Source organism: Candidatus Pacearchaeota archaeon (assembly GCA_035404185.1).
Lineage (GTDB): Bacteria > Patescibacteriota > Minisyncoccia > Minisyncoccales > Minisyncoccaceae > UBA2211.
The window spans coordinates 468,058-492,574 of record DAONGN010000001.1; the positions used below are offsets into that span (position 1 = coordinate 468,058).

The window sequence follows — 24,517 nt, forward strand, 5'->3', positions numbered from 1 at the left end:
TGATGTTATTTGTCCAAGTCGCGTTCAGGTGGAATTTGCCAGTAATCAAATATGTACTTTGCTAAATCGTGAAAAATAGGTACTGCTGAATACTCCGAAGTTTTTGTAGCTGTTGGATTATTTAATTTTACGAGAATAATAAATTTAGGATCAAAGGCTGGAGCAAAACCCATAAATGTCTGCCAAGTATGATCTGAATACCCTGCTTTATTTATCCCCAAAGAAGTGTAAGGAACCTGTGATGTTCCTGTTTTTCCTCCAATCCAATAACCAGGAACTTTAGCCAAGTGTCCAAATCCCTTTTCAACCACATTAGTAAGCATGCTTTTTAGTGTGGTACTAGTTTCTGGTGATATAACATTTTCTTTTAAAACGGTTGGTTCTATTTTTTTTGTTCCATTGGCCGTTGTTATTGTTTCAACGACATATGGTTTATATAATATTCCTCCGTTGATAGCGGCAGAAAAAGCTCTAATCATTTGTAGAGGAGTTATTCCTATTCCCTGTCCAAAAGCAGTGTTTGGGAAGCTGGTATTATTCGAATTATTATTTTTTAATGCTTCTGATAGTTGATTATTTTTTGAAGATATTTCTCCACTTAAGTCAATGCCAGTACCTTCGAAAAATCCAAATGATTTTAAATAATTATAAAATTTAGTATTTCCTATTAGACTTTCCGCATACATTACTCCAGTATTAATAGAGTTTTGCAGAACCTCAGTCATAGTTACTTTTCCCCAAGCTTTTTCTGAATAATTGTATACTTTGTATTTTCCATATAGGGCATAACCTAATTTATCGTCAAAAACAGTATCAGGAGTTACAACTTTTTCATTGATAGCCATAGACATAGTTATTGGTTTAAAAATAGAGCCTGGCTCAAATAATTTTTGAATACAAGAGTTTTGAAAAGATTCCATTGTTGCCCTTTCATAATTATTGGGATTAAAATTAGGATTTTGAGCCATAGCAATGATTGCTCCTGTGTTGGGATCCATGACAATAATTTCACCTCCTTCGGCATCATATTTTTTAACGCCTTCATTCAACAATTTTTCAGCCATATATTGAATATTGTAATCGATAGTTAATTCTAAAGAAGCTCCATCAAGAGATTCTTTTTCAGAAAGTTTAAAAAGAAAGCTCCAAGGATTTTTTTCTGTCTTTGAAATAGTAGATTCTCCTTTTATTTGTTTGTCGTAATAGCTTTCTAATCCATATTGGCCTAATCCTTCTTGGTTGATAAAGCCTATGATTTGAGAAGCTGTTTCTTCTTGGGGATAATATCTTTTAGTTTTATATCCAATATGAACCCCATCCAAACCTAATTCAGAAATTTCATCGGATTTGGTTTTATCTATGTTTTCTTCCAATATTTCGTAATAACTTCCCTCTTTACTCATTAAACTTAAAAGAGAGGATGCATCTTTGCCTATTTTTTCTGCTAATATTTGAGCAGTAGATTCTTTTTCTTTTATTTCTTCTGGAGAAATAAAAAGATACGGTTCTTTTTCAGTCATTGCTAGCATCTCACCGTTTTTAAATGTTACTTCTCCCCTTTCTCCTTGAGTTTCAGACAAAGAGGTTTGTTGGCCTTGAGCCATCGCTTTGTAGTATTCCCCTTGATCTATTTGTAAATAAAATAAGCGGGATAAAACTATCCCTCCTATTAAAAAGACGATGACCATTACGATGTTTATTCTTAGATTAGACATAAGAAACTATTTGGAAGCAACAGATGCTTCAGGAACAACGATGTAACTTAACTCACTCATTTTTTCGAATCCTTCTTCCAAAACCTTTTCTTCAATATTAACGAGATTTCTATCTTTTGAAACCGAAACCTTTAACAAAGATACTTCTTTTCTTAATTCTTTGATAGTTACTTCCCTTTCTCCTTTAATATAACCTGATTCTGTTAATTTTACTACTTGAAAAACATAAAAGCAAACTAAGGCTAAAGAAGCTAGTGTTATCATCATGAAGAATCTTTGTGAATTGTTTTTTGCTATAGTCATATTTTTATTGCTGCTCTTAATTTAGACGATCTGCTTCTTGGATTAAGTTGTTTTTCTTGATCCTCAGGAACAATCGGTTTTTTAGTTAATATTTTTAATTCTCCGTTTTTTTCTTTTTCTTTCAAAAATTCCTTAATTACCCTATCTTCTAAAGAGTGAAAGGAAATAACTACTAATACTCCATCTTTTTCTAATAGGCTTAAAGCCTCTGGAAGCGCTTTACGGAAGTTATCTAGCTCATTATTGACTTTGATACGAAGCGCTTGAAAGGTTCTCGTTGCAAGGTTTGTTTTACCGTGGTGATACCATCCGGGGGTCGCTTCCTTTATAATATTCACTAACTGTAAGGTACTTTTTATCTTTTCTCTTTTTCTTGTTTCAACAATCTTTTTCGCTATCTTTTTGCTAAACTTTTCTTCTCCGTATTCTCTTAATATTTTTTCAATTTCATCTTCGCTCCATTCGTTTAGTATTTTTTCGGCGGTTAATCCAGTTGAGTAATTCATTATCAGCGGTTCGTCTTTGTTAAAGCTGAATCCCCTTTCTGCTTCGTCAACGTGGTAAGAAGACATTCCGATATCAAACAATATTCCTTTAACACTACTGAATTCTTTCTCTTCTGTTATCTTTTTAACGTTAACGTATGAATCATTTACTGGAATTAATCTTTCTATTTTTTCTTTTTCTATTTTTTCAAATATCTCTTTATCTATCTCTATTCCTAATACTTTTCCGTCTGGACCATTTTTTTTCAATATCTCTCTGGTGTGTCCTCCGCCATTTAGTGTACAGTCAATATAATTTCCATTTGGCTTAACATCTAAATATTCAATAACTTCTTTTAATAATACTGGTATGTGCATCTTATATTCCTAATTCTTTTAATCCTTCAGCCATGCCCTCAACTTGAGTGTTAGTTGTTTGTCCGTATTTCTTCCAAGCTTCTTCATCCCAAATTTCGATTCTGTCGTATAAACCGGCGATTACTACGCTTTTGTTTAATTTTGCATATTCTTTTAAATAATCAGGGATAAGGATTCTTCCTAAGCTGTCAACTTTAACATCCATCGCGCCAGCTAACATTACTCTTGCAAAGCTCCTGGCATTTGATTGTGATAAAGGAAGTTTACTTAATTTATCAGCTAGTTCGTTCCATTGTTTTTGTGGGTATAAAAAAAGGCATCCGTCAATACCTCTGGTTATGACAGCGCCTTCACCTAAAACACTTCTAAATTTAGTAGGGATTGTTAATCTCTTCTTTGGATCCAAATTGTAATTGTATTGACCGATGATCATAAAGATGGTTATCCACTACGTTTTTATGTTTTCCACACTTTTCCCCACTTATTAACACTGTAAGACCATTTTACACCACTCGAAAAAACTTGTCAACCACTCATCAACACATCAAAATCCCTTTATTTTAAAAGGTTTATCCGAGTTATCCACAGGCAAACAAAAAACACCGTTTTAGGTGTTAATTGTCCACAATTTAATTCTGAATTAAGAGATATTTATTGCGAAAGTATTAGGATCCATTTGGATTTTACTTCCCTGAGGAATCGCATCATTTAATAAGGCTCTCGCAACAGTATTTTCAACCTTATCTTGAATAACCCTTTTCATCTCTCTTGCTCCGAAGACTGGATCATAACTCAACTCAACTATTTTATTTTTTAATTCTTCAGTAATGATCAGTTCTATCTTTTTCGTTTTTAAATTACTATTTAATTTATTTAGCTGTATCTGGGCAATTGTTAGTAAATCTTCTTTAGTTAAAGATCTAAAGATTATTGTTCCATCAAATCTGTTTATAAATTCTGGCCTGAATGTTCCTTTTTCAAAAATAGCAGCAATAAGATCTTTTTTAATCTCTGGCATCTCTTTATTCTCTGCTATTGCCTTTAATATCGTTTGGTAGCCGGCATTTGATGTTGCAATGATGATTGTGTTAGTAAAGCTGATTTTCCTTCCTAAATTATCGTTAACGTATCCTTCGTCTAAAACCTGAAGAAAAACATTAAGAATGTCTGGATGAGCTTTTTCTACTTCATCTAGTAATACCAAAGAGAATGGATTTTCTAAAACTTGAGAAGTTAAGATGCCTGGCTGTTTTTCTGAGCCAAGAAGTCTTGGGATATCATCAATTCTTTGGAATTCAGACATGTCAATTCTTATCATTTTTTCTTCTGAGCCAAAATATGTTTCTGTTAAAGCTTTAGCAGTTTCTGTTTTTCCCACACCAGTTGGTCCTAAGAATAAAAAGCTTCCCATTGGTCCTTTTCTTGTCTGCACGCCTGTTCTAGCCCTTCTTAAGGCTGAAGATATCTCGCTAATAGCTTCTTGCTGTCCAACCACTCTTTTGTGCAGAATATCTTCAAGGCCTAATAGTATTTCTTTTTCTTTGCTCCTTATTTTTCCTACTGGTATTTTTGTTTTTTCGGAAAGCATCATATCAATATGTTCTGGTAAGACAATATTTGTTTCAGTATCTCTTCCGCTATATATTACCGCCTCTTCTAAAAGATTAATTGCTTTTTGCGGAAAAGGATAATTAGAAATATATTTTTCGCATAAAGTAATAGTTTCTTTTAAAGAATTAAAAGGAATAAATTTTTGATGTTTAGTTTCTAATATAAAAACTTGATTTTCTAAAACTTTTAAAGTTTCCTCAGGTTCCATTTCTTCTACTTCTATTTTTTGGAATTGAGCCAAAAGAGATGGTTTATCTTCTATGTATTGATGCAATCCCTTATAAGAGGTTAAACAAATAGTTTTAAAGTTTGGAGAATTCAAATATGGTCCAATAATTCCCGAAACATCAACTATTCCTGCTTTTTGTTTTCCTCCTAAGAAATCGTGAAAGTCATTAATTATCAAAATAACATTACCAGCGTTAGTAACCTCTCTGAAGCACTGTTCTAGTGTTTTTTCCATTTGTTCAAAGGAAGTTGTTGTTGAAGAAAGTAACACTATGTCCAATTCTATAAAGCGATTATTATTTACATTCGGTAAAGACTGGCCAATTAAACTTTTTTTAATTAATCCATGAATAATATTTTTTCTTCCCACTCCAGGCTCTCCAATAATTAAAGCATTGCCAGCGTCTTTTTTTGATAAGATTCTTTCCAATTGCGATATTTTATCTTTGTGTCCGACAATATCTTCAAATCCCCTTCTTTTTACAATATCTGTCCAATCAATTGAGTAGCTATCTAGCGTGGGCGTATAACCAGCGGTCCAATCTTTTCCGAGTGATCCAAATTTAAGTAGATTTTCATAAGACCAGAACTGTTTATTCTTCTTCATCTTTAGATAAATTCTTTCCAGCCAATCATTTATTTCTTCAAAATATTCTTCTTCAAGATCTGATTCTATAATTATTTGTTTTAAGTTTGGCTCTACCTTAACTAAGGCAGCAATAATATCCCCTTCCTTTATTTCTTTTCCTTCTCTTTTTAATGATATTTTTCCGGCTTCTTCAAAAACAGCTTCAAATTCTTCTCTTGTTATTTGTGTTAAGCAGTTTTTTGATTCTAATTCTTTTTTTAATCCATTTAGATCAATTAATAATCTTGAGAAGATAAAAATTATTCTTTGGTTCTTAATGTCTAAAAAAGCTTTAAGGATGGTTTCATAATTAGGATAATGCAATCCATTTTTTTTAGAGTCTTTAATTGCTTCATCCAAGTATTTGGCTGATTTCAGATTAAGAAACTGAGCTAGATTTTCTTTTTTATCAGTTAGAGCTTGCTCAAGAGATATTTTTTTCTTCGGCTTTTTAAGATATTCATCAAAAAATGAATTTAAGTTTTTTGTTAAAATAAAAAGCGAGAAAAAAATAATTATTGAACCAAATAATTGATTTGTGTCATTACTTTTAAAAGTGTTGTAGAGATAAAATAATAAAAAGATTCCAAAAATTAACAAAGAAAGCTTTTGAATTAATTTAAGACACCAAAAGAATGGCTCCATCTGTGTTACTTCGTATATTTCTGTTTTTTCTAAATTAATCATAAGTATTTAAAGCCGTATATTATAGCTATGATAAATAGGAATGGATAAATAATAGAAGTAAAGAATAAGATAGTTCCTATTATTAAAACAATAACTTCGTAGATTAAAAACAAAGTAATCAAGAAAAGTCTCATTACAAATCCAATTACTCTAGTAATAATGTTTGATGCAAACGTTTCAATATATCTGCCAATATCAAATCCTCGACCATAATCCCACATGTATCTTCTCCAGGGTGAAAAAAGAGAGTGTAACGTTTCATTTATAGAAAAGAAGTCGAGCCCAAAAATAAGATAGTTTTTTAAAATAGATAAAACTTTTTTTGGTGTGAGTACTAGTTGCCAGTATAGATATTTGATAAAAATATTCATTCTTTTTGGCGATTTTTATGTCGTTGTATTGATTATAACTGCTTACTATTAAAATGTCCATAATTTAATACTTGACAATAATTTTTCCATAATTATAATGGATATCATCAATAGAAAAAGGTCGGCACTTTATAACAAAAAATAATAATTTTTATCTTTTTTAAAAAAGATAAAGTGTTCACAATTAACCTTTAATAAAATTTATGATTTTTGAAGAAAAAATAAACGAAGAAGTTGAGTCAGTATTAGGAGAAGATGAGTCTTGTGAAGCTGAAGAAAAAACAGAAAAAGTCACCTGCGAATATGACAATGAAGATGATTTTTTTGACGATGATGACGAAGCTGAGGCTGATGACGATGACGATATTGATGACGATGATGATGACGATATTGACGAAGAACTTGACGATGATGATGCAGACGAAGAAGAATAATTTTTTAATCAATAGCCCCGCGAGTGCGGGGCTTGTATATTGCTTTTTTATTCTTGGGTGATATAATTAGAAATATAATAATAAAAAAAATACGTCATGAAAATGAAGTTAGATAGGTGGAAAATTGCCACCATAATTCTTGCAGTTGTTTCTATCGTTTTAGCAGGTCTACTTTCTCAAACAATGATTGGTTCTCCTAAGAAAGCAGCAGAAAAGGCAATAGAATATATTAACAAAAACTTGGTGGCTGCTGGTACAACAGCAAAATTGATTAGCGTTGATAAGGAACAAATAGGAAATTTAAGAAAAATAACTCTTGATGTTTCTGGGAATCAATTTGGTTCATATGTGAGTGTTGATGGAAGGTATCTTTTTGCTAGTGAACCATTTGATATGGACAAAACAACAGACACGACAGCAACAACTGACACAACTGGAACAGTGGAAAGTACCGGAACTCAACTAGATGGAGGTTTTAGCGAAGCAAAAGATACAGAGGTTTGTACTGAAAATGAAAAACCAATAGTATATTTTTTTGGTTCGTCAAGCTGTCCTCATTGTCAATGGGAAGAACCAATACTTAAGAGTGTGATTGATCAATTTGGAGACACTATTTCTTATCACGAAAATATTGATTCTGAAACAGACTATGATGTTTTTTCAAAATACAGTACGGGAGGAGTTCCTACCTTAGTAATTGGTTGTAAGTATTATAGAGTAGGATCAGGTGAATCAGCTGGAGAAGAGTCAGAAAAAACATCTTTAAAGAATATTATCTGTCTTGCTACAGGAAATCAACCAGCTAGTATTTGTAAGTAATTTACAAGGCACCCGAAAGGGTGTTTTTGTTTTCTCCACCTTCTCTTGACAAAATTAATAAAATATTTATAATGTATTTGTAAGTTAAATAGTTCATTTTATATTAAATAAGAAGATTGATTTTGGTGGTTGTTTTTAGAGACTATCATCTTTAAAAACAGCCACCAAATGTGGCAAGTATAGCACTGTGGAATGTCAAATTTCCCCTACGGAGGTGGTGGGAATATGATTGTAATAAGAATCAACACTCATGTGATGAACGAGATCTTCCCGACGTAATCCTGGCCTGCCCGGACCCCTCGCAAGGAGGACTTCAATGATAAAAAATCTTTGACAATTCGGCGCGTTTAGCGCCGCTGGATAGTGAGGATGTTATTCTTCACTTATTGTGTAAGGCGACGAGTCCAAATGGTTATAGCTCATCATAGGAGCGTTAGAGCCGTTATCTCAGAGAAGCGTTTCTGCTCTCACATTGTTTAGCGACATCGATACCCGCTCACACTCCTGGAAGATCAGCTTTTTCTCGTCCCTCTCCGCGATCTACGAACAAAAATTAGCAATACAAAAGGGAGAATTGCTAAAAAGCTAAACAGCTAACTAGGAACCACACTAATAAAGTGAAGTAGTTGCTACAAACAACTACAAGGTAAGGGCATCCAAAGGGAAGGATCAACAGATCGAAAGAATTTAATTCAAGTAGACTTGATAATCCCGAAAGCCCTCTCCCCAATTAATCTTCTTGTTTCAAACACCGGCCGCGTAAGCAAAATATTGTTTACGCGGCATTCCTTTTTCTAAACAAAAAACTCCGCTTTCACGGAGTCATTTTGTTATCCTTATTTTAGTTCTACAGTTGCACCTGCTTCTGTAAATTTCTTTTTCATTTCTTCAGCTTCTTCCTTCTTAGCATCCTCCTTTATTGTTTGAGGAGCGGTAGCAATAGCGTCAACTAAGTCCTTGGCTTCTTTTAATCCTTTTTGAGTCAAGTCTCTTACAACTTTGATGACCTCAATCTTTTTGTCACCAGCCGATGTTAATACTACATTGAAAGAAGATTTTTCTTCTACGGCTGCACCGGCGGCTGCTGGAGCTGCGGCTGCTGCCATCATCTGAGGAGCGGCTGATACACCAAACTTCTTTTCTAATACCTTTACTAATTCAGCTAGATCCAAAACAGACATTTTTTCTATTTCTTCAACTAGCTTTTTGAACTTTTCAGGAACTTCGATTGTTGTTTCTTCTGCCATATTTTTATATTTTATTATTTATTATGCTTTTTGATCTCTTATTTGGGAAAGGGCTAATACCAATTTCCTCATATTTCCAGAAAGAACTCCTACTAAGTTTGTTGCTGGAGCGGATAATGTTCCAACAAGCATTCCCAATAACTGTTCTTTGCTTGGTAATTCGGCTAATTTGATAACATCGGCCATTTCGCAAAACTTGTTTTCTAGAAATCCTCCTAATATTTTAGCGTTTTTATTCTCTTTAGAGAATTGATATACTATTTTACTTGGAGCAATTTCGTCTTCGTAACCGAATACTATTGCTACTTCTCCTTCTAATTTTTTTAAACCAAGTTCTACATTTTTATTTTTAAGAGCTATTTCCATTAAACTCTTCTTGGCCACCTTCATTTCACTACCTTCTTTTTTTAAGTTTTCTCTTAACTTAGCCAATTCTTTAACCTTGATTTTGCTGAAGTCCATGAAAACTATTGATTTTTGCTTTTCAATCTTGGTTTCAAGATCAGTAATGATTTTTTGTTTTTGTTCTCTTGTTAATGCCATATAATTAAAAAATCTGTGATTCCACAGACGACCAACACAATATTGCTATTGTTTTTTCCTCAATAGGACTTATAAATGCCTATTTTCTGTGGAATTATTTATTTATACTGCTATTATATCTATTTTTATATTTTTGTCAACTCTTCGGCAATAGCCTCACCAAACTCCTGTGCAAACTCAGCATTTTCTGCGGTTATAATATTACCATCTTTAACTATAGAGCTTCTTTGATATATTCCATCATTTAATTGGACAATCTTAATTCCTGTCTTATCCATATCAGTAGACCAGACAGTTGCTTTTTTTCCTTTTAATACCCCAGCCTTGGCTAAGATTGTTGGAGTAATACAAATGGCGGCTAGTATCTTTTTTATAGCTACTGCCCTCCTTATAATCGTATATGTAAGTTCGTTGTCTAAAAGTTTTACTGCTCCTTGCCCTCCTGCGAAAATAATGGCGTCAAAATCGTCAACATTTAAATCATTAATTAAAATATCAGCGATTGCTTCGCCTCCGAATTTTCCAATAGCCCTATTTTTGTCGCAAGCTGTCTTAACAGAAATTCCATTATTTTCAAGAACCTCTTTGGTGACAAAATATTCTTCATCACGGAAATCTTTTGAAGCAACAATAATAATAGCTTTTTTCATATGTAAGTATTGTATCATATTTTTTTATAAAAAAAGAGAGCCGATTAGGGCTTTGATGATATGTAGGTTATTTTGTTATCGAATTGAGAAGTTTTATCGCTTTCTTCTCCTAAGACATAGTTAGTCTTTTCTTCTTTGCCAGAGGATCTTTCTTTAATCCATTTTTTTAAAATATATTTAAGTCGGGGAAGACTTTTATACTCATTAGGAAGTTTAATTGAATATATTGTGCCATCGTTGCGATTCCTTCCCTTTATTTCTATCTCATCAACTTCCAAGAGTTTTTCTAATAGCACTTCAAGTTCATGAAACTCAATATGTTTTTTCTTTAAAACAATATGAGTTACGTTCATTAGTTCTTTGATAACCACATCCATAGTTTTAACCTCTTAAATTTGTTAAATAACTCTAAATATATTCTACTATGAAACAAAAAAGAGGGCAACTGCCCTCTTCCACATATTAGCTATCAGCTTCTTGTCTTTCTTTCCTAGCCATTTTCCAATGAATTATATACAATGGGAAAGCAATCAGTATCATTGTTATAGCATCTAACATTCTTTTCTGTCTTTCTGATTTAATACAGGCATCTCCAGTGTTTGTGGCCTTCCAGTTTTCATAATCTCTAATCATATTATCTATTTGGGTTTTTTCATCTACAGTTAAGGCTGAGCTTTGTTTTAATTTTTCAGCATCAACTGCTGAATAAAAATATGGTTGATTAATACACATACCATAGTCTCTTTTCTCTACCTCAGGAAAAACGTAGGCTTTAAGAGCAGTGTTGATTAGTGTGCCTGTTCCTACAGCAAAGAATATCAAGCTAATCAAGGAAACTACATAGAGATAAATTGTCATTATTGTTTTTGTTTTTGTCATATTTATATATATTTAACCATTATATCTTTATCCATTAATTTTCCGTAATGGCTTGCTCCCTTTTTAATGGTGCCTAATTTTTTGAACCCCATCTTTTTATATAAATTGATGGCGACCTTGTTCTTTGAATAGGCATAAAGAGTTACTATTTTAACTTTCAATTCCTTATGAGCTTTTTCTATAACTTTTTTTAATAATTTTTCTCCTAATCCCCTTCCCCTTATTTCTTTTTTTAATAATATTCCTAATTCACCAACATGTTTTCTTACTCCTTTATCAATCAACGAAATATCACCAATACCACAGCACTTTTCACTAACATCTATTATTAAAGTAACCCTTGTCTTTGTTTCTATTTCTTTTAATAATTTCTTAAAGAATTTTTTCTCTTCATTTAATGTTAGTTTTTCTTGAGCTAATATATATGCTTTTTCTTTCACCAAAGAATTAATCATTTCGAGGGCTGATTTTACATCACTTATTGCTGGTTCTCTAAAAATTATCTTTTCCATGTATTAATTATATCAAAATGCTTTCAGATTGACAAATATTATAATTATGTTATTATGGCGAAGGTACTTTTATGCCCATTTTTAAACCAGGAACCCCTATGGGTCAAAGGAACAGATTAATCAAGGATTGTATTAATGGGAATAGATCTCCTGCTCCAACAAACGAGCAGGTGAAAAGAAACAGGAGGCTTGCTGCTAATCCTAATGCTGTCTACGAAAATTTTCCTTCAAGGAAATCTTACGCGTAGACTTTTTTTATTGCATTTTTATCTCTGGTATTTCTTCGGGTAAGATTATCGAAGAAAAGATGACTGTTATAAAGCAAGATATAATTGTTAGCATTAGATTGGTTATAAAATCGTTTCCAATAGCAAATATTATTTTTTGGAAAAAATCAACAATGATCAATGATATTGCTGAAATGTAAAGAAAGAATCTCCAATCTCTCCATTTATTCATACGGAACATTTTTTTATCTATCATTTGTTTGACAATATAGGCGACTATTACTAAAAGTGTTGAAATAATTGAAAGCTGAAACATTAAAATCATTGAAGCTATCATTTCACTAGCTGAAAAAGTTAGTGCTCCCCCATAGGTTGCACCAACTTGTTTTATTCCTTCGTTAATTTCTTGTTCGCTAAAAGAACCTTTAATAAACAAAGGGATAGCAAAAATTGATATAATTGATGAAATTAAACAAATAGTAATAAAAAGTAAATTTTTGTTTTTGAATATATTTACCCCTTTTATTATTCTTTGTTGTAGATTTTCCATATATTTATTATACCAGTCCTATTTTTAATGTAAACAAAAAACCAAGCCCTAGAAGAGCTTGGTTCTGTTTGATTTCCTTAGATACGGCTAACGTTTACTGCGTTAGGTCCTTTTGGAGATTCACCTTTTTCAAAAGATACTCTGTCACCAGTTTTCAACTCGTCGTAGCTTACGCCCTTAAGTTCATTACTGTGAAAAAATAAATCTTTTTCTTCTCCATCAACTGTGATGAAGCCGAATCCTTTGTCTGTAAGGTTTTTAATTGTTCCTTCCATGATTTAAAAGTTATTTGATTAATTTTTAAGGTTTTACCCTAAAGCTTAGCTCCTTGAATAATCTCGACTAAATTACTATTAAGTAACTATCTTACTAAATAATGGTAGCATTCAATACTAAATCGGTCAACTCAAATTGTTAACATTTTTAAAAATAAAAATTATTTTTATTATAAATTAACTTTCTCTTTTTCCGTGCATTAACATACCAACTGCTTCTTTCATTGATCCCGCAAGAGTAATATCGCCTGCATTAACAAAGAATATCTGATCAGCATTTTCAATTGTATTTAAACGATGGGCAATAATAATTTTAGTTGTCGATTTTGGCAATTTTCTTAATATTTCTTCAAGTAATTGTTCTGTCAGTGTATCAACATTAGCTGTTGCTTCGTCAAGAATTAATACTTCTGGATTACGTAGAATTGCCCTAATAAAAGCAATTAATTGTTTCTGTCCCAAGCTCATAGTATCTCCACTTGAGAGTATTTTTGTATCAATTCCCTTTTCGAAATGGTCAAGAAGATTAAAAAGGTTTAGTTCTTTCAAAGCTTCTATTAGTTGCTTTTTTGAATAATTAATATATTTTTCATTTCCACAAATAATATTATCCATAATAGTTCCAGCAAAAAGGAATGGTTCTTGAAGAATAAATCCTATTTTTTGTGTGCGTTCGCTATGTTTATATGAACGGATATCTAATCCGTCAAGCAAAACTATTCCTTTTGTCGGATCGTATAGTCTGGCCATAAGTGAAGCAGTGGTTGTTTTACCACCCCCAGTCGGACCAACAATAGCATAGGTCTTTCCTCTTTCTAGGCTAAAGTTGATATTATGCAAGACTTCACTTCCATTAGGGTATGAAAAAGAAACATTTCTGAATTCCAATATAGATTTTTTATCAAAACTTTCTGAGATTATTATTGGCATATCTGATTCTAATTCAAGGATTTCTGAAATACGATCAATTCCAGCCAAAGCTAATTGTAAAGATGACCAGACTGCAGCCATTTGTCTTAGAGGATTGTAGAAATTATTGACATAAAGCAAGAAAGCTATTAGTAGACCAACAGTAAGATTGCCTTGAGTGATAAGATAGATGCCAAAAGACAAAATAATAAGTTGAGCGATATTTCCAGCTAAAGTATAAATGGGTAAAAAAATATTACTAGCAATGCCGGAACTTATTGATGCTTTATAATTATCATCATTAACTTGTTTGAACTTATTGCGAAAATAATCAAGACGATTAAAAGCAACAATTACTTTAAAGTTATTGAAACTTTCCTGTATTTCAGCACTCATGGTTCCTAATGCTTGCAAGCTTTTTAAATTAGCCTTACGTACCCAATTAGAAAGTAATTGTGTTAGTATTAATACGCCCAAAGCAGGAATTAAGGCACTAAAACCGAGACGAATATTTAGTACTAAAAGAAATATTCCCGCTCCAATGATTATCATTATGTTGTTAACAAACTGCATTAGAGCTTGAGAAAAGAATTGGTTTAATTTATCAGTATCATTATTAATACGAGAGATAAGATCTCCAGTTTTATTTTGGTCAAAAAATGCTACTGGCAATTCTTGGAGCTTGTTGAATAAGGCGTTGCGAAGATTAAAAAGCATTCTTCGTCCTACTCCCCCCATTGTTGCCATTTGGGTATAGGTTGAAAAAAGATTAAAAAGATACATTAAGAGAAGAATGGCCGAAAACATTAATACTCCTTTAAGATTACCGTTTTGAATATATTTATCAATAATGTCGCTGATGAGAATAGGAGCATAAAGAGTGGTAGCTGAACTAATTAAAACAGCTGTTAAAGCAATGATTAAATTTTTCTTTTCGTTAACCAATAGAGGCGTTAACCTTTCAAAAGCCGTGCGGAAAACTCCTATTTGTTCATTATTGTCGATTTTAAGCTTGTAATTCATATGTGTTTATGCTACGTTGCGATTTATATATTTGAACATATTCTGGTGAAGTTTTCATTAATTTTTCATGAGTTCCCATTGCTAAAAGTTCTCCCTCCATCAAAAGAATAATTTTGTCATAATTATCAACTGAAGCAATTTTCTGAGCAATGGAAATGAGAGTTAAGTTAGGATAATTTTTATCAATATTTTCGATTATCTTTTGTTCTGTCATCGTATCAACTCTGGCAGTAAAATCATCAAGAAAAAGAACTTTTGGATTTAAAGCAAGGGCACGAGCAAGCATAATGCGTTGTTTTTGTCCTCCGGAAAGACTAGTTCCTCTTTCTGAGACGATTGTATCTAATTTATTAGGAAGAGCTTCTATGAAGTCATTAAGTTCAGACGTATCAATAGCTTTTTTAAGAGATTCATCATCTACAGTATTACTAAAAGCAATATTTTCTCTCAAAGTCATATTAAAAACAATACTGTCTTGGAAGACAAAACCAACTTGGCCATGAAATGATGACTTTTCATAATTATTTATATCTTTATCGTCATATTGAATGTTCCCAGAAGTCGGTTTCAATAATCCAGTTAAAACATATAAGAGTTGAGTTTTACCGGCAGCAGTCGGTCCTATAATTGCAGTTTTGCTTCCTGCCTTTATATTAAAGGAAACATTTTTAACAACTTCTTTTTCTCCAAAGCGTACAGAAATATTATTAACATTAATATCTCCTTTTATGTTCGTAATTAAAGTTCCGTTATCTTTTTCTTTCGGAGCGTTTAATACCTCAAGAATACGATTGTAAGAGGCATTTGATTGAGCAATGGCACTACTCATGAAGCCTAAAAGAATTATTGGAAAAATAAGAATAGAAATATAGCTATTGAAGGCAGTGAAGTTTCCAAGAGTCATTGCTCCATTAATAACAAAGTAGCCACCGAGAGAAACAACTATTAATGTTGCAATATTGGCAAGAAAGCTAATAATTGGCATTAAGCTCGAGAAAAGACGCAAGATGCTCATACTAACACTTTTTGCTTCAGTATTAGCAGCAAGAAATTTTTCAGCTTCAATTTGTTCAGCATTTAAAATGCGAATCAAAGATGCTCCGAAAATGCTTTCATGAATTATTTTATTTAGCCAATCAATAGCTTCTTGAGATCTTTTAAATAGTTTGGTTACCTTTGTAGAAATAAAAAAGAAAGTAATAGCAATAAGGGGCATAATAGCAAGAACAGCAAGTGCTAATTTCCAATCTATTAAGAGGAGCATAATGCTGGCGCCGATAATTAAAAAGACAGATGAGATTATAGAAACTAGTGCCTGAGAAACAAATATTTTTATAGCATCAATATCTGAGGTTAAATTAGTTAGTAGTTTTTCTGGAGTTATTTTATTTATATACGAATATTCTTGAACGGACACTTTATCAACAAACTGTTTACGAATGTCGCGAGCAACTCGTTCAGAGGCATATATTTGGACCAGGCTTTGGAGATAAGAAAAAATAAAAATAGCCAAAATTACTAAAAAGAATTCAATAATAATATTACTTATAATAAAACCACTCTTTGAGTAGGTGTCTATAGCAGTAGAGATAATTTTTGGGACAAAAAGATTCAATCCATTAGCAATTAGAGTAAGAAAAATCAAGAGTATAACTAATAGTATATATGATTTAAGGAGTTCAAAAATATTCTGTTTCCCCACCCTCTTTTTATCTATTTTTTGCATATAACAGTTTATTTACTTAATCATAATTTCATTTTTCTTTAGCCATTTTTTAATAATATTTGCTGTATTTTTTGGCTTTTCTAATGGTACAAGATGTCCACAATTTTTCATAATTTCTAATTTAACATTAGATAATTGACTAACTAATTCTCTGATTGGACCCAATGGAGAGATTCTATCTGATTCACCAGCAATAATCAAAGAATGTTTTTTAATTTCTTTACCTGTTGAAATTAAACTAAATTTATAAAATTCATTAAATATTTCAATACTCACCCGAGGTTTTATTTTTTTAATTTCTTTAATATCTCTATTTATTATTTTTTCATGTATCTTAGGATTAGCTGATTTAAAAATAATCTTATCGCCTACTTTTTTACCGAATCCGTTAGAAAGCATTATTTTCTGTAAATATTCAGGCAATATGCCAGTAATTCCATAGTAGATTGAAATAATTCTATTAAGTAATCCATCTACTTTTAAAACTGGCGTAATAAGAACAAGTCTTTCAACTTTTTTAGGATAATAATTAGTAAAGACTAAAGCTATTCTTGAACCAAAAGAATGGCCAATAATGATAGCTTCGTTTATAGATAGATTTTTTAAAAAATCGTTCAACCAATCACTATAATTTTTAAGATTATGTTTTTTTTCTAAAGGATCTGAAGATCCGCAAGCTGGCAAGTCAGGTATTATTAATCTATAGTTATTACCACCTATATAATTTGCCAATTCGACCAATCCTAGATGATTGCCAGGAAAACCGTGTAATAAAATTATAACTCTTTTAGGAACATTATTATCTAAATAGAAAAATTTTCTATTATTAATTGTAATTGTATTTTTTTTGAATTTCATTATTTAACATTTTATCATAAAAGAGTATTAACTAACAGTTGATTATATATTTATTAGATATGATTCGAATTTTTAAATAAAAATATTTTGCAGTTGTTAGTAGATAATATTAGAAATATTTTGATGTTAAAAATTATATATAAAAAAAGAGGGTTAAATTTAATAATTAATAAGCCCTCCATTTAATTAGGAACCAATTCCTTAAAGATTAATTGCAATTTGTGAAGATGGCAAAGAATTCTCGCTTTCAATAGTCGATCTTATTTTGCAGAGGCGGTGGGACGAACTTGGAACCTTTTTTAGATTAAATTATGTATAAAAAAAAGAAACCTTACGTCTCAATCTCAATGGATTGTTTTAATAGGTTCCAGACGTTTTCTTTTAAGCATCATTCTTTTGGGGGATAAACGGCATTATATGTTTGCCGATCCCAAGAAAAGAAAATGGCTTTTCCTGCCGCGCGAACAGTAGCCTGAGCTTTTAGGTTAAGTTTATCAAATGTTACCTGAGACGTAGAACAATTCTGATCAACGTCTTGGGGTGTTCCTTTTTGATACTCAGAGCTTAAGTCACTTGGATCTAATTCTAGTTTCATCAACTTACCTCCAGTGATTATTATGGTTTAATGGCGGACGAAATGCCTAAATTGCCTATTCCACTATCGCAATCATCGAGTCTGAAACTTAGTCCGCCTGAAAATTGATACAAGATGCCGTCCAGGTGATGAAAATCACCGATGCTTACACTGTAGCCGTTTTTCACAGAAGATGTGCGAGCCCAGCCCCAGTCAAATAAGAATTCATCATGCGCGAGGCATTGTCCGATAATTGTGTAAACCAACACTCTCGCGGTTGGCATTTCTTCTTTTTCGTTCAGCAACTTCTCTTGTTTTGACTGAGATTTCATGAATGAACCAGTAACCTGGTTTTTACGAACTAATCGCCAACGGGCTGTTTCTTTTTCTTCGAGAAAGGCTCCGCTGTAATCATCCCAGCACTTGAAAAAAAGATTTTCCCTTACCCTGGCACGGATTTCGATAATTGATAAAGGAAATACGGCAACAAGGATGTGCGTCTTTTTTAGCCTTCTCAGTGATGCCCAAGAGAAAGGAACATTTGCGAGATTGGCGAGTTCCTCTTCTGTCGGAATAACTCCGAAATGCTCAATCGCTTCTTCGATGCCAAAATAGTTAAGCCCCATGATTTTTCGGGCGTTGCTTTGCTCCATTTTTTACCCCCATTTTTAATGTTCAATAACAGTAAAACATCTCTTTCGAGATGTATATACGATACAATAATAACTGTACTTAGTCAATGGCAGGGGCGGAAGGATTCGAACCCTCAAGATCTCTTTTGGAGAGAGACAGTTTGCCGTTGAGCTTACGCCCCTAAAACAAAAGGGAGCACTTCCCTCTTATCTCTTTACTTCTTTAAAAGTTGTGTGCTTTTTGCACTCTTTGCAAAACTTACTCATTTCTAATTTATCTTCAACTTGTTTTGTCTTATTAGTAAAGTAAGACGTTTTCTTGCAAGCGGTACAAACAACCTTTGTTCTTTTTTTCTTTTTTGTTGCCATATTTTTTATTTATATATTCTCTCTGAGCCGATGGTGAGAATCGGACCCACGACCTTTCCCTTACCAAGGGAATGTTCTACCACTGAACTACATCGGCACTTTCCCTTCCACGGCTTGGTGGGCGATGAGGGACTTGCACCCCCGAAGGCCGAAGCCATCTGATTTACAGTCAGACCCGTTTGACTACTTTGGTAATCGCCCAATGAAACAATGATAGCAAAATGTTGATTATTTTTCAATAACCTTCATTCTTTGCTCTTTCCATTCTTGTATTTTCTTTTGATGACCTGACAAAAGAATTGGAGGAACTTTCCATTTTTTTCCTTTTTGAGGAATAAATACTTCCGGTCTGGTATATTCAGGATATTCGATAAAGCCGCCCTTTTTAGTCATTCTTTCTTTTAAAAAAGATGGCTTTCCCAAAACATTAGGAACTAAACGAGAAATTGTTTCAATCACAATCATTGCTGGTAATTCCCCACCCATTAAATCATATTCTCCGATTGATATTTCTTCATCAGCAATATATTTAGCCACTCTTTCATCCACTCCTTCATATCGACCACAGATAAAAATAAGATTATCGTATTTACTCAATTGAAAAGCTTTCTTCTGATTAAAGGTCTTTCCTCTTGGAGTAAACAAGATTACTCTACTTTTCTTTTTATTCTTTTTTAGTATTTCTTCAACTGCTTTGAATATCGGTTCAACTTTTAAAACCATTCCCAGTCCCCCGCCGTATGGCCGGTCATCGACTGTTTTTCTTTCATTGTCAGTCCATTTTCTCAAATCATGAACATTAATCTTAAGAATGCCTTTGTCCGAGGCTTTCTTGATAAATGATTCATTTAAGTATGAATCAAAAAGATTGGGGAAAATTGTGATAATATTAAATTGCATGTTATTTTATAGAAGCAATATAATTTTTTAACATGAAAATGGTTTCATTTTTCAGACTACTCTTAATCCATTTTTTTTCTTTTTCATTAACTAATTCCCCCAATCCAGTCATTATTTCATTACTTTTTATTTTTTCAATAATATCTAAACAATTCTTTAACTGCTTTTTTGTTTCTACTCCGGTTATTGACTTTACGATTTCATTGTCTATGTCCCAATTATTTTTAGTAAAATAATAGATATCATAAACATCTCTCATCGCTGTAGTAGTTCTTAATGTTAAAGCAGAAAGTTTTCCAGCAAACAAATACTCTTTTTTTGCTACCAACATTGAAATACCAAGATATTCCTTTAATTCGTATTTATCTTTAACATTTTCAATTAATCGTCTTGTGTTTATCTCGATTTTAATATTAAGATCAGCTTCGCCATAAGAAAGCAGGACGAAAATAGTAAATTTTTTAATGTGCTTATCTTTTACTGTTCCATATTTTTCTAAAATTTTAACAACTTTTTCAAAAACTTCCGTTTGATCATTTTCATCATAAGAAAATATATCAAAATCAAGGTCTACAGAAAAGCGAGGCAAATTATAAAAAAAATATGCACAGGTTCCACCCTTAAATCCTAAAAGCGAGGCAATGGAAATATCTGTATAAATATCTTTTAATATCTGTCCCATTATTAGTTGGTGCTTCTCTTTATTCAACATTTTTTTGATATTTAATTAATCTTTCTACTAACTGTTTGTTGTTATATATTTTGACTAATTTAAAACATTTTTCCCAATTTAACGGTTTTAAATTGTCAAAATAGTAACTAGGGAAAAGATATATCGTATCTAGGAAAGCTCTCTCGGGGGTAGCAATACTATAATTGTCATTTTGAATAATTCCTTCTGGATTATATAAAACAGAATTTTTTAATCGTCTTATTGTAAAAGACTTGCCATCAATTTCTTTTTTTTGAGGCCACTTAGCTGCAATGAATATTGTTTCGTAATATTGAAAAATAATGCCAGTCTCTCTTAGCACGGTTTCAAAACTAATGTATGAAGGAGAATAAATGCTAGTAGCTAATTCTTTAGGATCATAATTTTTATCCTTACTAAAAATTCCTCTAGATATTTTAATTAAATTCCCTTGTTTTACATAATAAGCTATTTTAGATTTAAGTTTTTTTGTGTCTTTTTCCTCCCAAATTAAAGACAAATCTTTATTAGTCAAGACTTTTTTAGAGGTTTTATATAGTTTTGTGATTGCATTATCCATAATGTATGATGGAGGTTGTGTTTTTTCTTACTTCCATCATACATTATTAATAAATTATGTCAAGAGGAGTAAACAAAAAAGCCCCTTACGGGACTCTTTGTATTGTATAAACAATTAAATCTTGAAATCCTCGAAGTCTTCAGTAATATTTGTTGAAGGAGCTTCGGCTGCGGGTGCAGCTTCTTGAGGCTTTCTTCTAGAGCCACCTTCAGGTTCTTCAATCTTTAGGTTAACTCTGGCGTGATTCTTAAGACCAATGATTCTAACTAGGTTTCTAATTGCCCTAGCTGTTGAACCTTCTCTTCCGATTAACTGACCCATGTCTTCTGGGTTTACTTTTACTGTTAAAAGAACACCCATTTCGTCAACTTTTCTTTCTACTTTGACATCAGTTGGATGATCAACTAGTGTTTTAACGATAAACTCAAGAAATTCGATATCTTTTGCTTCTGCCATGCTAGTTCGTTTTATTTCTAAATACTTTTCACCGGGTAGTTCGACCTTTCCTTTTATCATTATATTACTTGCTACCCTTTTCCAATGTTAAGGTATAAAAAAGCAAGAATAGATTAAAACTATTCTGCCTGTTGAGCTTCTTCTGCTACGGGAGCTGTTTCTTCTGTTTTTGGAGCTTCTTCTACTTTAGGAGTAGGAGTAGCAACTGGTGCTGGTTCGGCAACTGCCTTTTTTTTCTTTTTGAAAACAATTTTCTTTTTTTCTCCTTTTACAATACTTTCGTTAATAAGGATGTTATAAACTGTGTCTGAAGGTATTGCTCCTACACCCATCCAGTATTGAATCCTTTCTGCGTGCAAGGTTTTCTCTTTGGTTAGAGGATTATAAAATCCAACTTGCTCGACAAACTTTCCTCCCTGAGGTGGATTGTTTCTGTCGGTAACGACAACCTTGTATGAAGGCTGTTTTTTCTTTCCTGTTCTAAATAATCTGATTACTAACATATTCGGTTATTATTAATTACAAAAATATCTTACACTATTACTTAATTATTTTCAACCCCTAATCATTACCAATCTTTAACTTTCAAAGCTTCGTCAGCCGCTTTTAATTCTGCTTCATGCTTTGAAGAACCGTCTCCCTTGGCGACTAATTCATCTCCTAAGAATACTCCAACGATAAAGAATCTCATATGGTCGGGACCGCTTTCTTCCAAGACTTGGTAAACTGGAGTAATAGCAACAATTTCCTGAGCTTTTTCCTGAAAAAGAGATTTAGGATCTTTGAATAATTTTTTTTCAATTATTTCGGGAAGTTTTCTGTCTATTAAGTTTTTTTCAATGAAAAGCTTAGTCGCTTCATATCCCTGGTCTAAATAAAGAGCACCGATAAAGGCCTCAAAGGTATCGCTTAAAATATACTTTCTGGCTTTGCCTTTTTCTTTTTCTTCTCCCGATGACAGCAAAAGAAAATTTTCAAATCCTATTTCCTTAGCTGTATCCGAGAGGATGTTTGCATTAACTAGAGAAGCTCTCCAACCCGTCATTTCACCTTCTGGCTTATCAGGATAGCTTCTAAAAAGATAGTCAGTGGTTATTAATTCTAAGACCGCATCTCCTAAAAATTCCAATCTTTCATTGTGAGATAAATAAAAATCAGGATTTTCGTTTAAGTATGATCGATGACAAAAAGCCTGAATTAATAAATCTTTATTCTTAAAAGAAAAGTTTAATGATTTTTCCAGAACAGAAAAATCTTTCATGTTATTCTTCTTCATTGTCGTTTTCTCCTTTATTTTCTTCCTCTTCTCCAACGATTTCTCTATATACTGTTCCCAAAACTCCATTAATGAATTTTCTAGAATTTTCTCCTCCGAAATTCTTAGCTAATTCAATTGATTCATTGATAGCAACCTTGGGAGGAACCTCATCCTTATTTTCATAAAGAAGTTCAAAAATGCCGATTCTTAAAACATTTCTATCGAGAATGTTTATTTGATTAATCGGCCATTCTGGAGCAGTTTTTTCAATAATTTTATCAATAACTTCAAGGTTTTCTTTGACTCCATTAACTAAAGTCCAAATAAAATCATAGCTTTCAAGGCCCTTACCGAATTCTTCAATGTTCTTTTCGGTTATTTTTTCCAAATCATTATTAACCTTTCCATGAAAGTCCCATTCATACAAGCTTTGCATTGCAACAGATCTTGACAGGTGCCTTGAGGCCATATTATTTCTTTTCTTCTTTTTTAGATTCTGAGGCTTTAGTTTCTCCTATTTCCTTTTGTCTCTTTTTTTGTTCTTTTTTCTCTAATTTAGCCATTACGTTTACAAGTTCAGTTCCCTTGTAGTATCCGCAATAACCGCAAAGAGTGTGAGGTAAAACAGGTTTTCCACATTTAGGACATTTAACTAAAACAGGGGCTTTAATGAAAATATTCCCCCTTCTTCTATTTTTCCTTGATGAATTGTGTCTTTGTTTTGGTACTGCCATATTCTTATCTTTAAATCTATATAGCTATTATACATTTTTAAATATTTTTGTCAAAATATATAAAAAAAGAGGAGGTTATTTCTCCGCTTCATAGTTTTCAATCTCTCGGCAGATTATTTCTGCGAGTTCAAAAACTTGGCTAATCTTTTTGAAGTTATTCAATCTTCTCCATTTAGGTAGCGTTTTCGGGATTACTTGATTATCCCGGTAATGGTTCCACCCGCAGTGAGTCTCCTTCGAGCAACTGAAGAATTCTTGAATATCTTCAAAACAGATGAACTTGGTGTAATAGCGAAGATACATTTCTGCTGAACTAGCTGTTCCTCCCATTGGTCCTGGGCCAGCACAGTATGCTCCGCAGAGATGGGAAAACCTTTTGTTTTTCTTTTCCCTGCTCCACTTGTTCCAGATTACTTCCGACATGTTATAGAAGTCAGAAGTGCTCATTCGTTTAATACCTTTGTCTTTGAGATAAAGACTAAGGTAGAACAAAACGATATCCATTACATCGCTGTAATAAATAGTTCCGATGAATTTTTTGTCGATGTGGTGCAGTTTTTCATCGGTACTTTTTTTGATGCAGTCAATAATCCTTTCCTTTATCATAATCAGTCACCATTAGGTTGGTAAAGAGCTTTTGCTCTTCCAGAAAAATAGTATACCTTTTGAGAAATTGTGTCCATGATTGCGTTCAGATAGGATTCGAACTAAAATCACTATTAGTATATATCTTTTGGAATTAAAAATGTTATCAGTAGCGCTAGGACGTTATCAGAACCTTTTTTGATAATATTTTTTACACTAAAAATAACCTGTAGATAATAAAAATTAAAAAACACGATAACAATATAACTATAAAAAAACTTAAAAAATAAATAATATTATTAAGAATAGATTCTTTTTCAAAACTTTTTTTAGATGAATTCATTAAAACAAAAACTGTTATTAATGAAATTATAGATAATCCATAAGAAATAATCATTGTGAAAATGTATAACAAAGAATAAAGTAAATATCCCTGACCAGCAGGATCTCCAAGACTAAAAATACTATCTGCTATCAGCGCAAATGCTATACCAAGATAGCCATTCATAAATAGTATAGTTGCGCATATCCCAGCTAATAAAAAAACTAAACCAATAAAAAATAAAAGATTAGATGGAAAATTAGCAATTACAGATTTAAATGAATTAAATATCATGTTTGTTTTTAATAATTATATTTTTTAGACTATATCAATTACCTTGCTTTACAATCTTGTCTTT

General features: G+C 32.2%; 32 protein-coding genes and 2 tRNA genes. 2 read left to right on the forward strand and 32 right to left on the reverse strand.

Features of this window, described 5'->3' with window-relative positions:
* Positions 1 to 5 precede the first annotated feature (5 nt).
* The 6 genes from PLD14_02650 to PLD14_02675 all read right to left on the reverse strand — a co-directional run bounded on the left by PLD14_02650 (position 6) and on the right by PLD14_02675 (position 6,256).
* Positions 6 to 1,715, reverse strand: coding sequence for a penicillin-binding protein 2 (locus PLD14_02650; protein HPR80100.1), 1,710 nt, complete (start codon positions 1,713 to 1,715; stop codon positions 6 to 8).
* Positions 1,716 to 1,721: 6 nt separating this feature from the next.
* Entirely contained in the window at positions 1,722 to 2,018 is a 297-nt protein-coding gene (locus tag PLD14_02655; protein ID HPR80101.1) for a hypothetical protein, read from the reverse strand.
* Positions 2,015 to 2,881: a 16S rRNA (cytosine(1402)-N(4))-methyltransferase RsmH gene (gene rsmH, locus PLD14_02660; GenBank protein ID HPR80102.1), complete on the reverse strand. Its 867-nt coding sequence runs from the start codon at positions 2,879 to 2,881 to the stop codon at positions 2,015 to 2,017. The genes PLD14_02655 and rsmH overlap by 4 nt, the downstream gene beginning before the upstream one ends.
* Before the next feature lies 1 nt (position 2,882).
* Positions 2,883 to 3,314 carry a division/cell wall cluster transcriptional repressor MraZ gene (mraZ, locus tag PLD14_02665; protein HPR80103.1) on the reverse strand — a complete coding sequence of 144 codons (432 nt, stop codon included), beginning with the start codon at positions 3,312 to 3,314 and terminating at the stop codon, positions 2,883 to 2,885.
* A 207-nt stretch (positions 3,315 to 3,521) separates the two neighbouring features.
* Complete coding sequence (locus PLD14_02670) at positions 3,522 to 6,035, reverse strand: ATP-dependent Clp protease ATP-binding subunit (GenBank protein HPR80104.1); 2,514 nt, start codon at positions 6,033 to 6,035, stop codon at positions 3,522 to 3,524.
* A complete protein-coding gene (locus tag PLD14_02675) occupies positions 6,032 to 6,256 on the reverse strand; it encodes a hypothetical protein (GenBank protein ID HPR80105.1) in 225 nt (74 codons plus the stop codon). The genes PLD14_02670 and PLD14_02675 overlap by 4 nt, the downstream gene beginning before the upstream one ends.
* A gap of 353 nt (positions 6,257 to 6,609) precedes the next feature.
* Between PLD14_02675 and PLD14_02680 the strand changes: the two genes are divergently transcribed.
* Both PLD14_02680 and PLD14_02685 read left to right on the forward strand, forming a co-directional pair.
* On the forward strand, positions 6,610 to 6,840 hold the full coding sequence (locus PLD14_02680) for a hypothetical protein (protein ID HPR80106.1): 231 nt from the start codon (positions 6,610 to 6,612) through the stop codon (positions 6,838 to 6,840).
* A 96-nt stretch (positions 6,841 to 6,936) separates the two neighbouring features.
* Positions 6,937 to 7,659: a thioredoxin family protein gene (locus PLD14_02685; GenBank protein HPR80107.1), complete on the forward strand. Its 723-nt coding sequence runs from the start codon at positions 6,937 to 6,939 to the stop codon at positions 7,657 to 7,659.
* 836 nt (positions 7,660 to 8,495) lie between these two features.
* Here the strand turns inward: PLD14_02685 and rplL are convergent.
* The 26 genes from rplL to PLD14_02815 form a co-directional block, all read right to left on the reverse strand.
* Entirely contained in the window at positions 8,496 to 8,906 is a 411-nt protein-coding gene (gene rplL / locus PLD14_02690) for a 50S ribosomal protein L7/L12 (protein HPR80108.1), read from the reverse strand.
* A 21-nt stretch (positions 8,907 to 8,927) separates the two neighbouring features.
* Positions 8,928 to 9,449 (reverse strand): 50S ribosomal protein L10, encoded by a 522-nt coding sequence (gene rplJ / locus PLD14_02695; GenBank protein HPR80109.1) that lies wholly within the window; start codon positions 9,447 to 9,449, stop codon positions 8,928 to 8,930.
* Between the two features lie 125 nt (positions 9,450 to 9,574).
* The gene (locus PLD14_02700) at positions 9,575 to 10,117 is read right to left on the reverse strand and encodes a DJ-1/PfpI family protein (protein ID HPR80110.1); all 543 of its coding nucleotides are present in this window, start codon (positions 10,115 to 10,117) and stop codon (positions 9,575 to 9,577) included.
* Positions 10,118 to 10,143: 26 nt separating this feature from the next.
* The gene (locus PLD14_02705) at positions 10,144 to 10,476 is read right to left on the reverse strand and encodes a hypothetical protein (GenBank protein ID HPR80111.1); all 333 of its coding nucleotides are present in this window, start codon (positions 10,474 to 10,476) and stop codon (positions 10,144 to 10,146) included.
* An 85-nt stretch (positions 10,477 to 10,561) separates the two neighbouring features.
* The gene (locus PLD14_02710) at positions 10,562 to 10,978 is read right to left on the reverse strand and encodes a hypothetical protein (protein HPR80112.1); all 417 of its coding nucleotides are present in this window, start codon (positions 10,976 to 10,978) and stop codon (positions 10,562 to 10,564) included.
* A 2-nt stretch (positions 10,979 to 10,980) separates the two neighbouring features.
* Complete coding sequence (locus PLD14_02715) at positions 10,981 to 11,490, reverse strand: GNAT family protein (GenBank protein ID HPR80113.1); 510 nt, start codon at positions 11,488 to 11,490, stop codon at positions 10,981 to 10,983.
* A 255-nt stretch (positions 11,491 to 11,745) separates the two neighbouring features.
* On the reverse strand, positions 11,746 to 12,267 hold the full coding sequence (locus PLD14_02720; protein HPR80114.1) for a hypothetical protein: 522 nt from the start codon (positions 12,265 to 12,267) through the stop codon (positions 11,746 to 11,748).
* 77 nt (positions 12,268 to 12,344) lie between these two features.
* Positions 12,345 to 12,545, reverse strand: a complete 201-nt coding sequence (locus PLD14_02725; GenBank protein ID HPR80115.1) for a cold shock domain-containing protein — start codon at positions 12,543 to 12,545, stop codon at positions 12,345 to 12,347.
* A gap of 174 nt (positions 12,546 to 12,719) precedes the next feature.
* Positions 12,720 to 14,474: an ABC transporter ATP-binding protein gene (locus tag PLD14_02730; GenBank protein HPR80116.1), complete on the reverse strand. Its 1,755-nt coding sequence runs from the start codon at positions 14,472 to 14,474 to the stop codon at positions 12,720 to 12,722.
* Positions 14,458 to 16,200, reverse strand: a complete 1,743-nt coding sequence (locus PLD14_02735) for an ABC transporter ATP-binding protein (GenBank protein ID HPR80117.1) — start codon at positions 16,198 to 16,200, stop codon at positions 14,458 to 14,460. Before PLD14_02735 ends, PLD14_02730 begins: the two co-directional genes overlap by 17 nt.
* Before the next feature lie 12 nt (positions 16,201 to 16,212).
* Positions 16,213 to 17,058, reverse strand: a complete 846-nt coding sequence (locus PLD14_02740) for an alpha/beta hydrolase (protein HPR80118.1) — start codon at positions 17,056 to 17,058, stop codon at positions 16,213 to 16,215.
* A gap of 388 nt (positions 17,059 to 17,446) precedes the next feature.
* The gene (locus PLD14_02745; GenBank protein HPR80119.1) at positions 17,447 to 17,653 is read right to left on the reverse strand and encodes a hypothetical protein; all 207 of its coding nucleotides are present in this window, start codon (positions 17,651 to 17,653) and stop codon (positions 17,447 to 17,449) included.
* Positions 17,654 to 17,673: 20 nt separating this feature from the next.
* Complete coding sequence (locus PLD14_02750) at positions 17,674 to 18,285, reverse strand: hypothetical protein (protein HPR80120.1); 612 nt, start codon at positions 18,283 to 18,285, stop codon at positions 17,674 to 17,676.
* An 87-nt stretch (positions 18,286 to 18,372) separates the two neighbouring features.
* Positions 18,373 to 18,447: transfer RNA gene (locus PLD14_02755), tRNA-Trp, on the reverse strand.
* A 24-nt stretch (positions 18,448 to 18,471) separates the two neighbouring features.
* Positions 18,472 to 18,633: a 50S ribosomal protein L33 gene (gene rpmG / locus PLD14_02760; GenBank protein HPR80121.1), complete on the reverse strand. Its 162-nt coding sequence runs from the start codon at positions 18,631 to 18,633 to the stop codon at positions 18,472 to 18,474.
* 25 nt (positions 18,634 to 18,658) lie between these two features.
* A tRNA-Thr gene (locus PLD14_02765) sits at positions 18,659 to 18,730 on the reverse strand.
* Between the two features lie 131 nt (positions 18,731 to 18,861).
* The gene (trmD, locus tag PLD14_02770) at positions 18,862 to 19,533 is read right to left on the reverse strand and encodes a tRNA (guanosine(37)-N1)-methyltransferase TrmD (protein HPR80122.1); all 672 of its coding nucleotides are present in this window, start codon (positions 19,531 to 19,533) and stop codon (positions 18,862 to 18,864) included.
* Position 19,534: 1 nt separating this feature from the next.
* Positions 19,535 to 20,245, reverse strand: a complete 711-nt coding sequence (locus PLD14_02775; GenBank protein HPR80123.1) for a nucleotidyl transferase AbiEii/AbiGii toxin family protein — start codon at positions 20,243 to 20,245, stop codon at positions 19,535 to 19,537.
* The gene (locus tag PLD14_02780; GenBank protein ID HPR80124.1) at positions 20,235 to 20,804 is read right to left on the reverse strand and encodes a hypothetical protein; all 570 of its coding nucleotides are present in this window, start codon (positions 20,802 to 20,804) and stop codon (positions 20,235 to 20,237) included. Before PLD14_02780 ends, PLD14_02775 begins: the two co-directional genes overlap by 11 nt.
* 114 nt (positions 20,805 to 20,918) lie before the next feature.
* A complete protein-coding gene (locus PLD14_02785; GenBank protein HPR80125.1) occupies positions 20,919 to 21,320 on the reverse strand; it encodes a KH domain-containing protein in 402 nt (133 codons plus the stop codon).
* Between the two features lie 59 nt (positions 21,321 to 21,379).
* Positions 21,380 to 21,763, reverse strand: coding sequence for a 30S ribosomal protein S16 (gene rpsP / locus PLD14_02790; protein HPR80126.1), 384 nt, complete (start codon positions 21,761 to 21,763; stop codon positions 21,380 to 21,382).
* Between the two features lie 65 nt (positions 21,764 to 21,828).
* Entirely contained in the window at positions 21,829 to 22,536 is a 708-nt protein-coding gene (gene rnc / locus PLD14_02795; GenBank protein ID HPR80127.1) for a ribonuclease III, read from the reverse strand.
* Entirely contained in the window at positions 22,523 to 22,987 is a 465-nt protein-coding gene (gene nusB / locus PLD14_02800; protein HPR80128.1) for a transcription antitermination factor NusB, read from the reverse strand. Before nusB ends, rnc begins: the two co-directional genes overlap by 14 nt.
* A gap of 1 nt (position 22,988) precedes the next feature.
* Positions 22,989 to 23,252, reverse strand: coding sequence for a 50S ribosomal protein L32 (rpmF, locus tag PLD14_02805; protein HPR80129.1), 264 nt, complete (start codon positions 23,250 to 23,252; stop codon positions 22,989 to 22,991).
* A gap of 75 nt (positions 23,253 to 23,327) precedes the next feature.
* Positions 23,328 to 23,858 (reverse strand): hypothetical protein, encoded by a 531-nt coding sequence (locus PLD14_02810; protein HPR80130.1) that lies wholly within the window; start codon positions 23,856 to 23,858, stop codon positions 23,328 to 23,330.
* 190 nt (positions 23,859 to 24,048) lie between these two features.
* Positions 24,049 to 24,453 (reverse strand): hypothetical protein, encoded by a 405-nt coding sequence (locus PLD14_02815; GenBank protein HPR80131.1) that lies wholly within the window; start codon positions 24,451 to 24,453, stop codon positions 24,049 to 24,051.
* Positions 24,454 to 24,517: the final 64 nt, after the last annotated feature.

Coding starts and splice junctions, on each gene's coding strand:
- PLD14_02650 (HPR80100.1), bottom strand. CDS start 1,715: ATGTCTAATCTAAGAATAAACATCGTAATGGTCATCGTCTTTTTAATA.
- PLD14_02655 (HPR80101.1), bottom strand. CDS start 2,018: ATGACTATAGCAAAAAACAATTCACAAAGATTCTTCATGATGATAACA.
- rsmH (HPR80102.1), bottom strand. CDS start 2,881: ATGCACATACCAGTATTATTAAAAGAAGTTATTGAATATTTAGATGTT.
- mraZ (HPR80103.1), bottom strand. CDS start 3,314: ATGATCATCGGTCAATACAATTACAATTTGGATCCAAAGAAGAGATTA.
- PLD14_02670 (HPR80104.1), bottom strand. CDS start 6,035: ATGATTAATTTAGAAAAAACAGAAATATACGAAGTAACACAGATGGAG.
- PLD14_02675 (HPR80105.1), bottom strand. CDS start 6,256: ATGTGGGATTATGGTCGAGGATTTGATATTGGCAGATATATTGAAACG.
- PLD14_02680 (HPR80106.1), top strand. CDS start 6,610: ATGATTTTTGAAGAAAAAATAAACGAAGAAGTTGAGTCAGTATTAGGA.
- PLD14_02685 (HPR80107.1), top strand. CDS start 6,937: ATGAAAATGAAGTTAGATAGGTGGAAAATTGCCACCATAATTCTTGCA.
- rplL (HPR80108.1), bottom strand. CDS start 8,906: ATGGCAGAAGAAACAACAATCGAAGTTCCTGAAAAGTTCAAAAAGCTA.
- rplJ (HPR80109.1), bottom strand. CDS start 9,449: ATGGCATTAACAAGAGAACAAAAACAAAAAATCATTACTGATCTTGAA.
- PLD14_02700 (HPR80110.1), bottom strand. CDS start 10,117: ATGATACAATACTTACATATGAAAAAAGCTATTATTATTGTTGCTTCA.
- PLD14_02705 (HPR80111.1), bottom strand. CDS start 10,476: ATGGATGTGGTTATCAAAGAACTAATGAACGTAACTCATATTGTTTTA.
- PLD14_02710 (HPR80112.1), bottom strand. CDS start 10,978: ATGACAAAAACAAAAACAATAATGACAATTTATCTCTATGTAGTTTCC.
- PLD14_02715 (HPR80113.1), bottom strand. CDS start 11,490: ATGGAAAAGATAATTTTTAGAGAACCAGCAATAAGTGATGTAAAATCA.
- PLD14_02720 (HPR80114.1), bottom strand. CDS start 12,267: ATGGAAAATCTACAACAAAGAATAATAAAAGGGGTAAATATATTCAAA.
- PLD14_02730 (HPR80116.1), bottom strand. CDS start 14,474: ATGAATTACAAGCTTAAAATCGACAATAATGAACAAATAGGAGTTTTC.
- PLD14_02735 (HPR80117.1), bottom strand. CDS start 16,200: ATGCAAAAAATAGATAAAAAGAGGGTGGGGAAACAGAATATTTTTGAA.
- PLD14_02740 (HPR80118.1), bottom strand. CDS start 17,058: ATGAAATTCAAAAAAAATACAATTACAATTAATAATAGAAAATTTTTC.
- PLD14_02745 (HPR80119.1), bottom strand. CDS start 17,653: ATGAAACTAGAATTAGATCCAAGTGACTTAAGCTCTGAGTATCAAAAA.
- PLD14_02750 (HPR80120.1), bottom strand. CDS start 18,285: ATGGAGCAAAGCAACGCCCGAAAAATCATGGGGCTTAACTATTTTGGC.
- rpmG (HPR80121.1), bottom strand. CDS start 18,633: ATGGCAACAAAAAAGAAAAAAAGAACAAAGGTTGTTTGTACCGCTTGC.
- trmD (HPR80122.1), bottom strand. CDS start 19,533: ATGCAATTTAATATTATCACAATTTTCCCCAATCTTTTTGATTCATAC.
- PLD14_02775 (HPR80123.1), bottom strand. CDS start 20,245: ATGTTGAATAAAGAGAAGCACCAACTAATAATGGGACAGATATTAAAA.
- PLD14_02780 (HPR80124.1), bottom strand. CDS start 20,804: ATGGATAATGCAATCACAAAACTATATAAAACCTCTAAAAAAGTCTTG.
- PLD14_02785 (HPR80125.1), bottom strand. CDS start 21,320: ATGATAAAAGGAAAGGTCGAACTACCCGGTGAAAAGTATTTAGAAATA.
- rpsP (HPR80126.1), bottom strand. CDS start 21,763: ATGTTAGTAATCAGATTATTTAGAACAGGAAAGAAAAAACAGCCTTCA.
- rnc (HPR80127.1), bottom strand. CDS start 22,536: ATGAAGAAGAATAACATGAAAGATTTTTCTGTTCTGGAAAAATCATTA.
- nusB (HPR80128.1), bottom strand. CDS start 22,987: ATGGCCTCAAGGCACCTGTCAAGATCTGTTGCAATGCAAAGCTTGTAT.
- rpmF (HPR80129.1), bottom strand. CDS start 23,252: ATGGCAGTACCAAAACAAAGACACAATTCATCAAGGAAAAATAGAAGA.
- PLD14_02810 (HPR80130.1), bottom strand. CDS start 23,858: ATGATAAAGGAAAGGATTATTGACTGCATCAAAAAAAGTACCGATGAA.
- PLD14_02815 (HPR80131.1), bottom strand. CDS start 24,453: ATGATATTTAATTCATTTAAATCTGTAATTGCTAATTTTCCATCTAAT.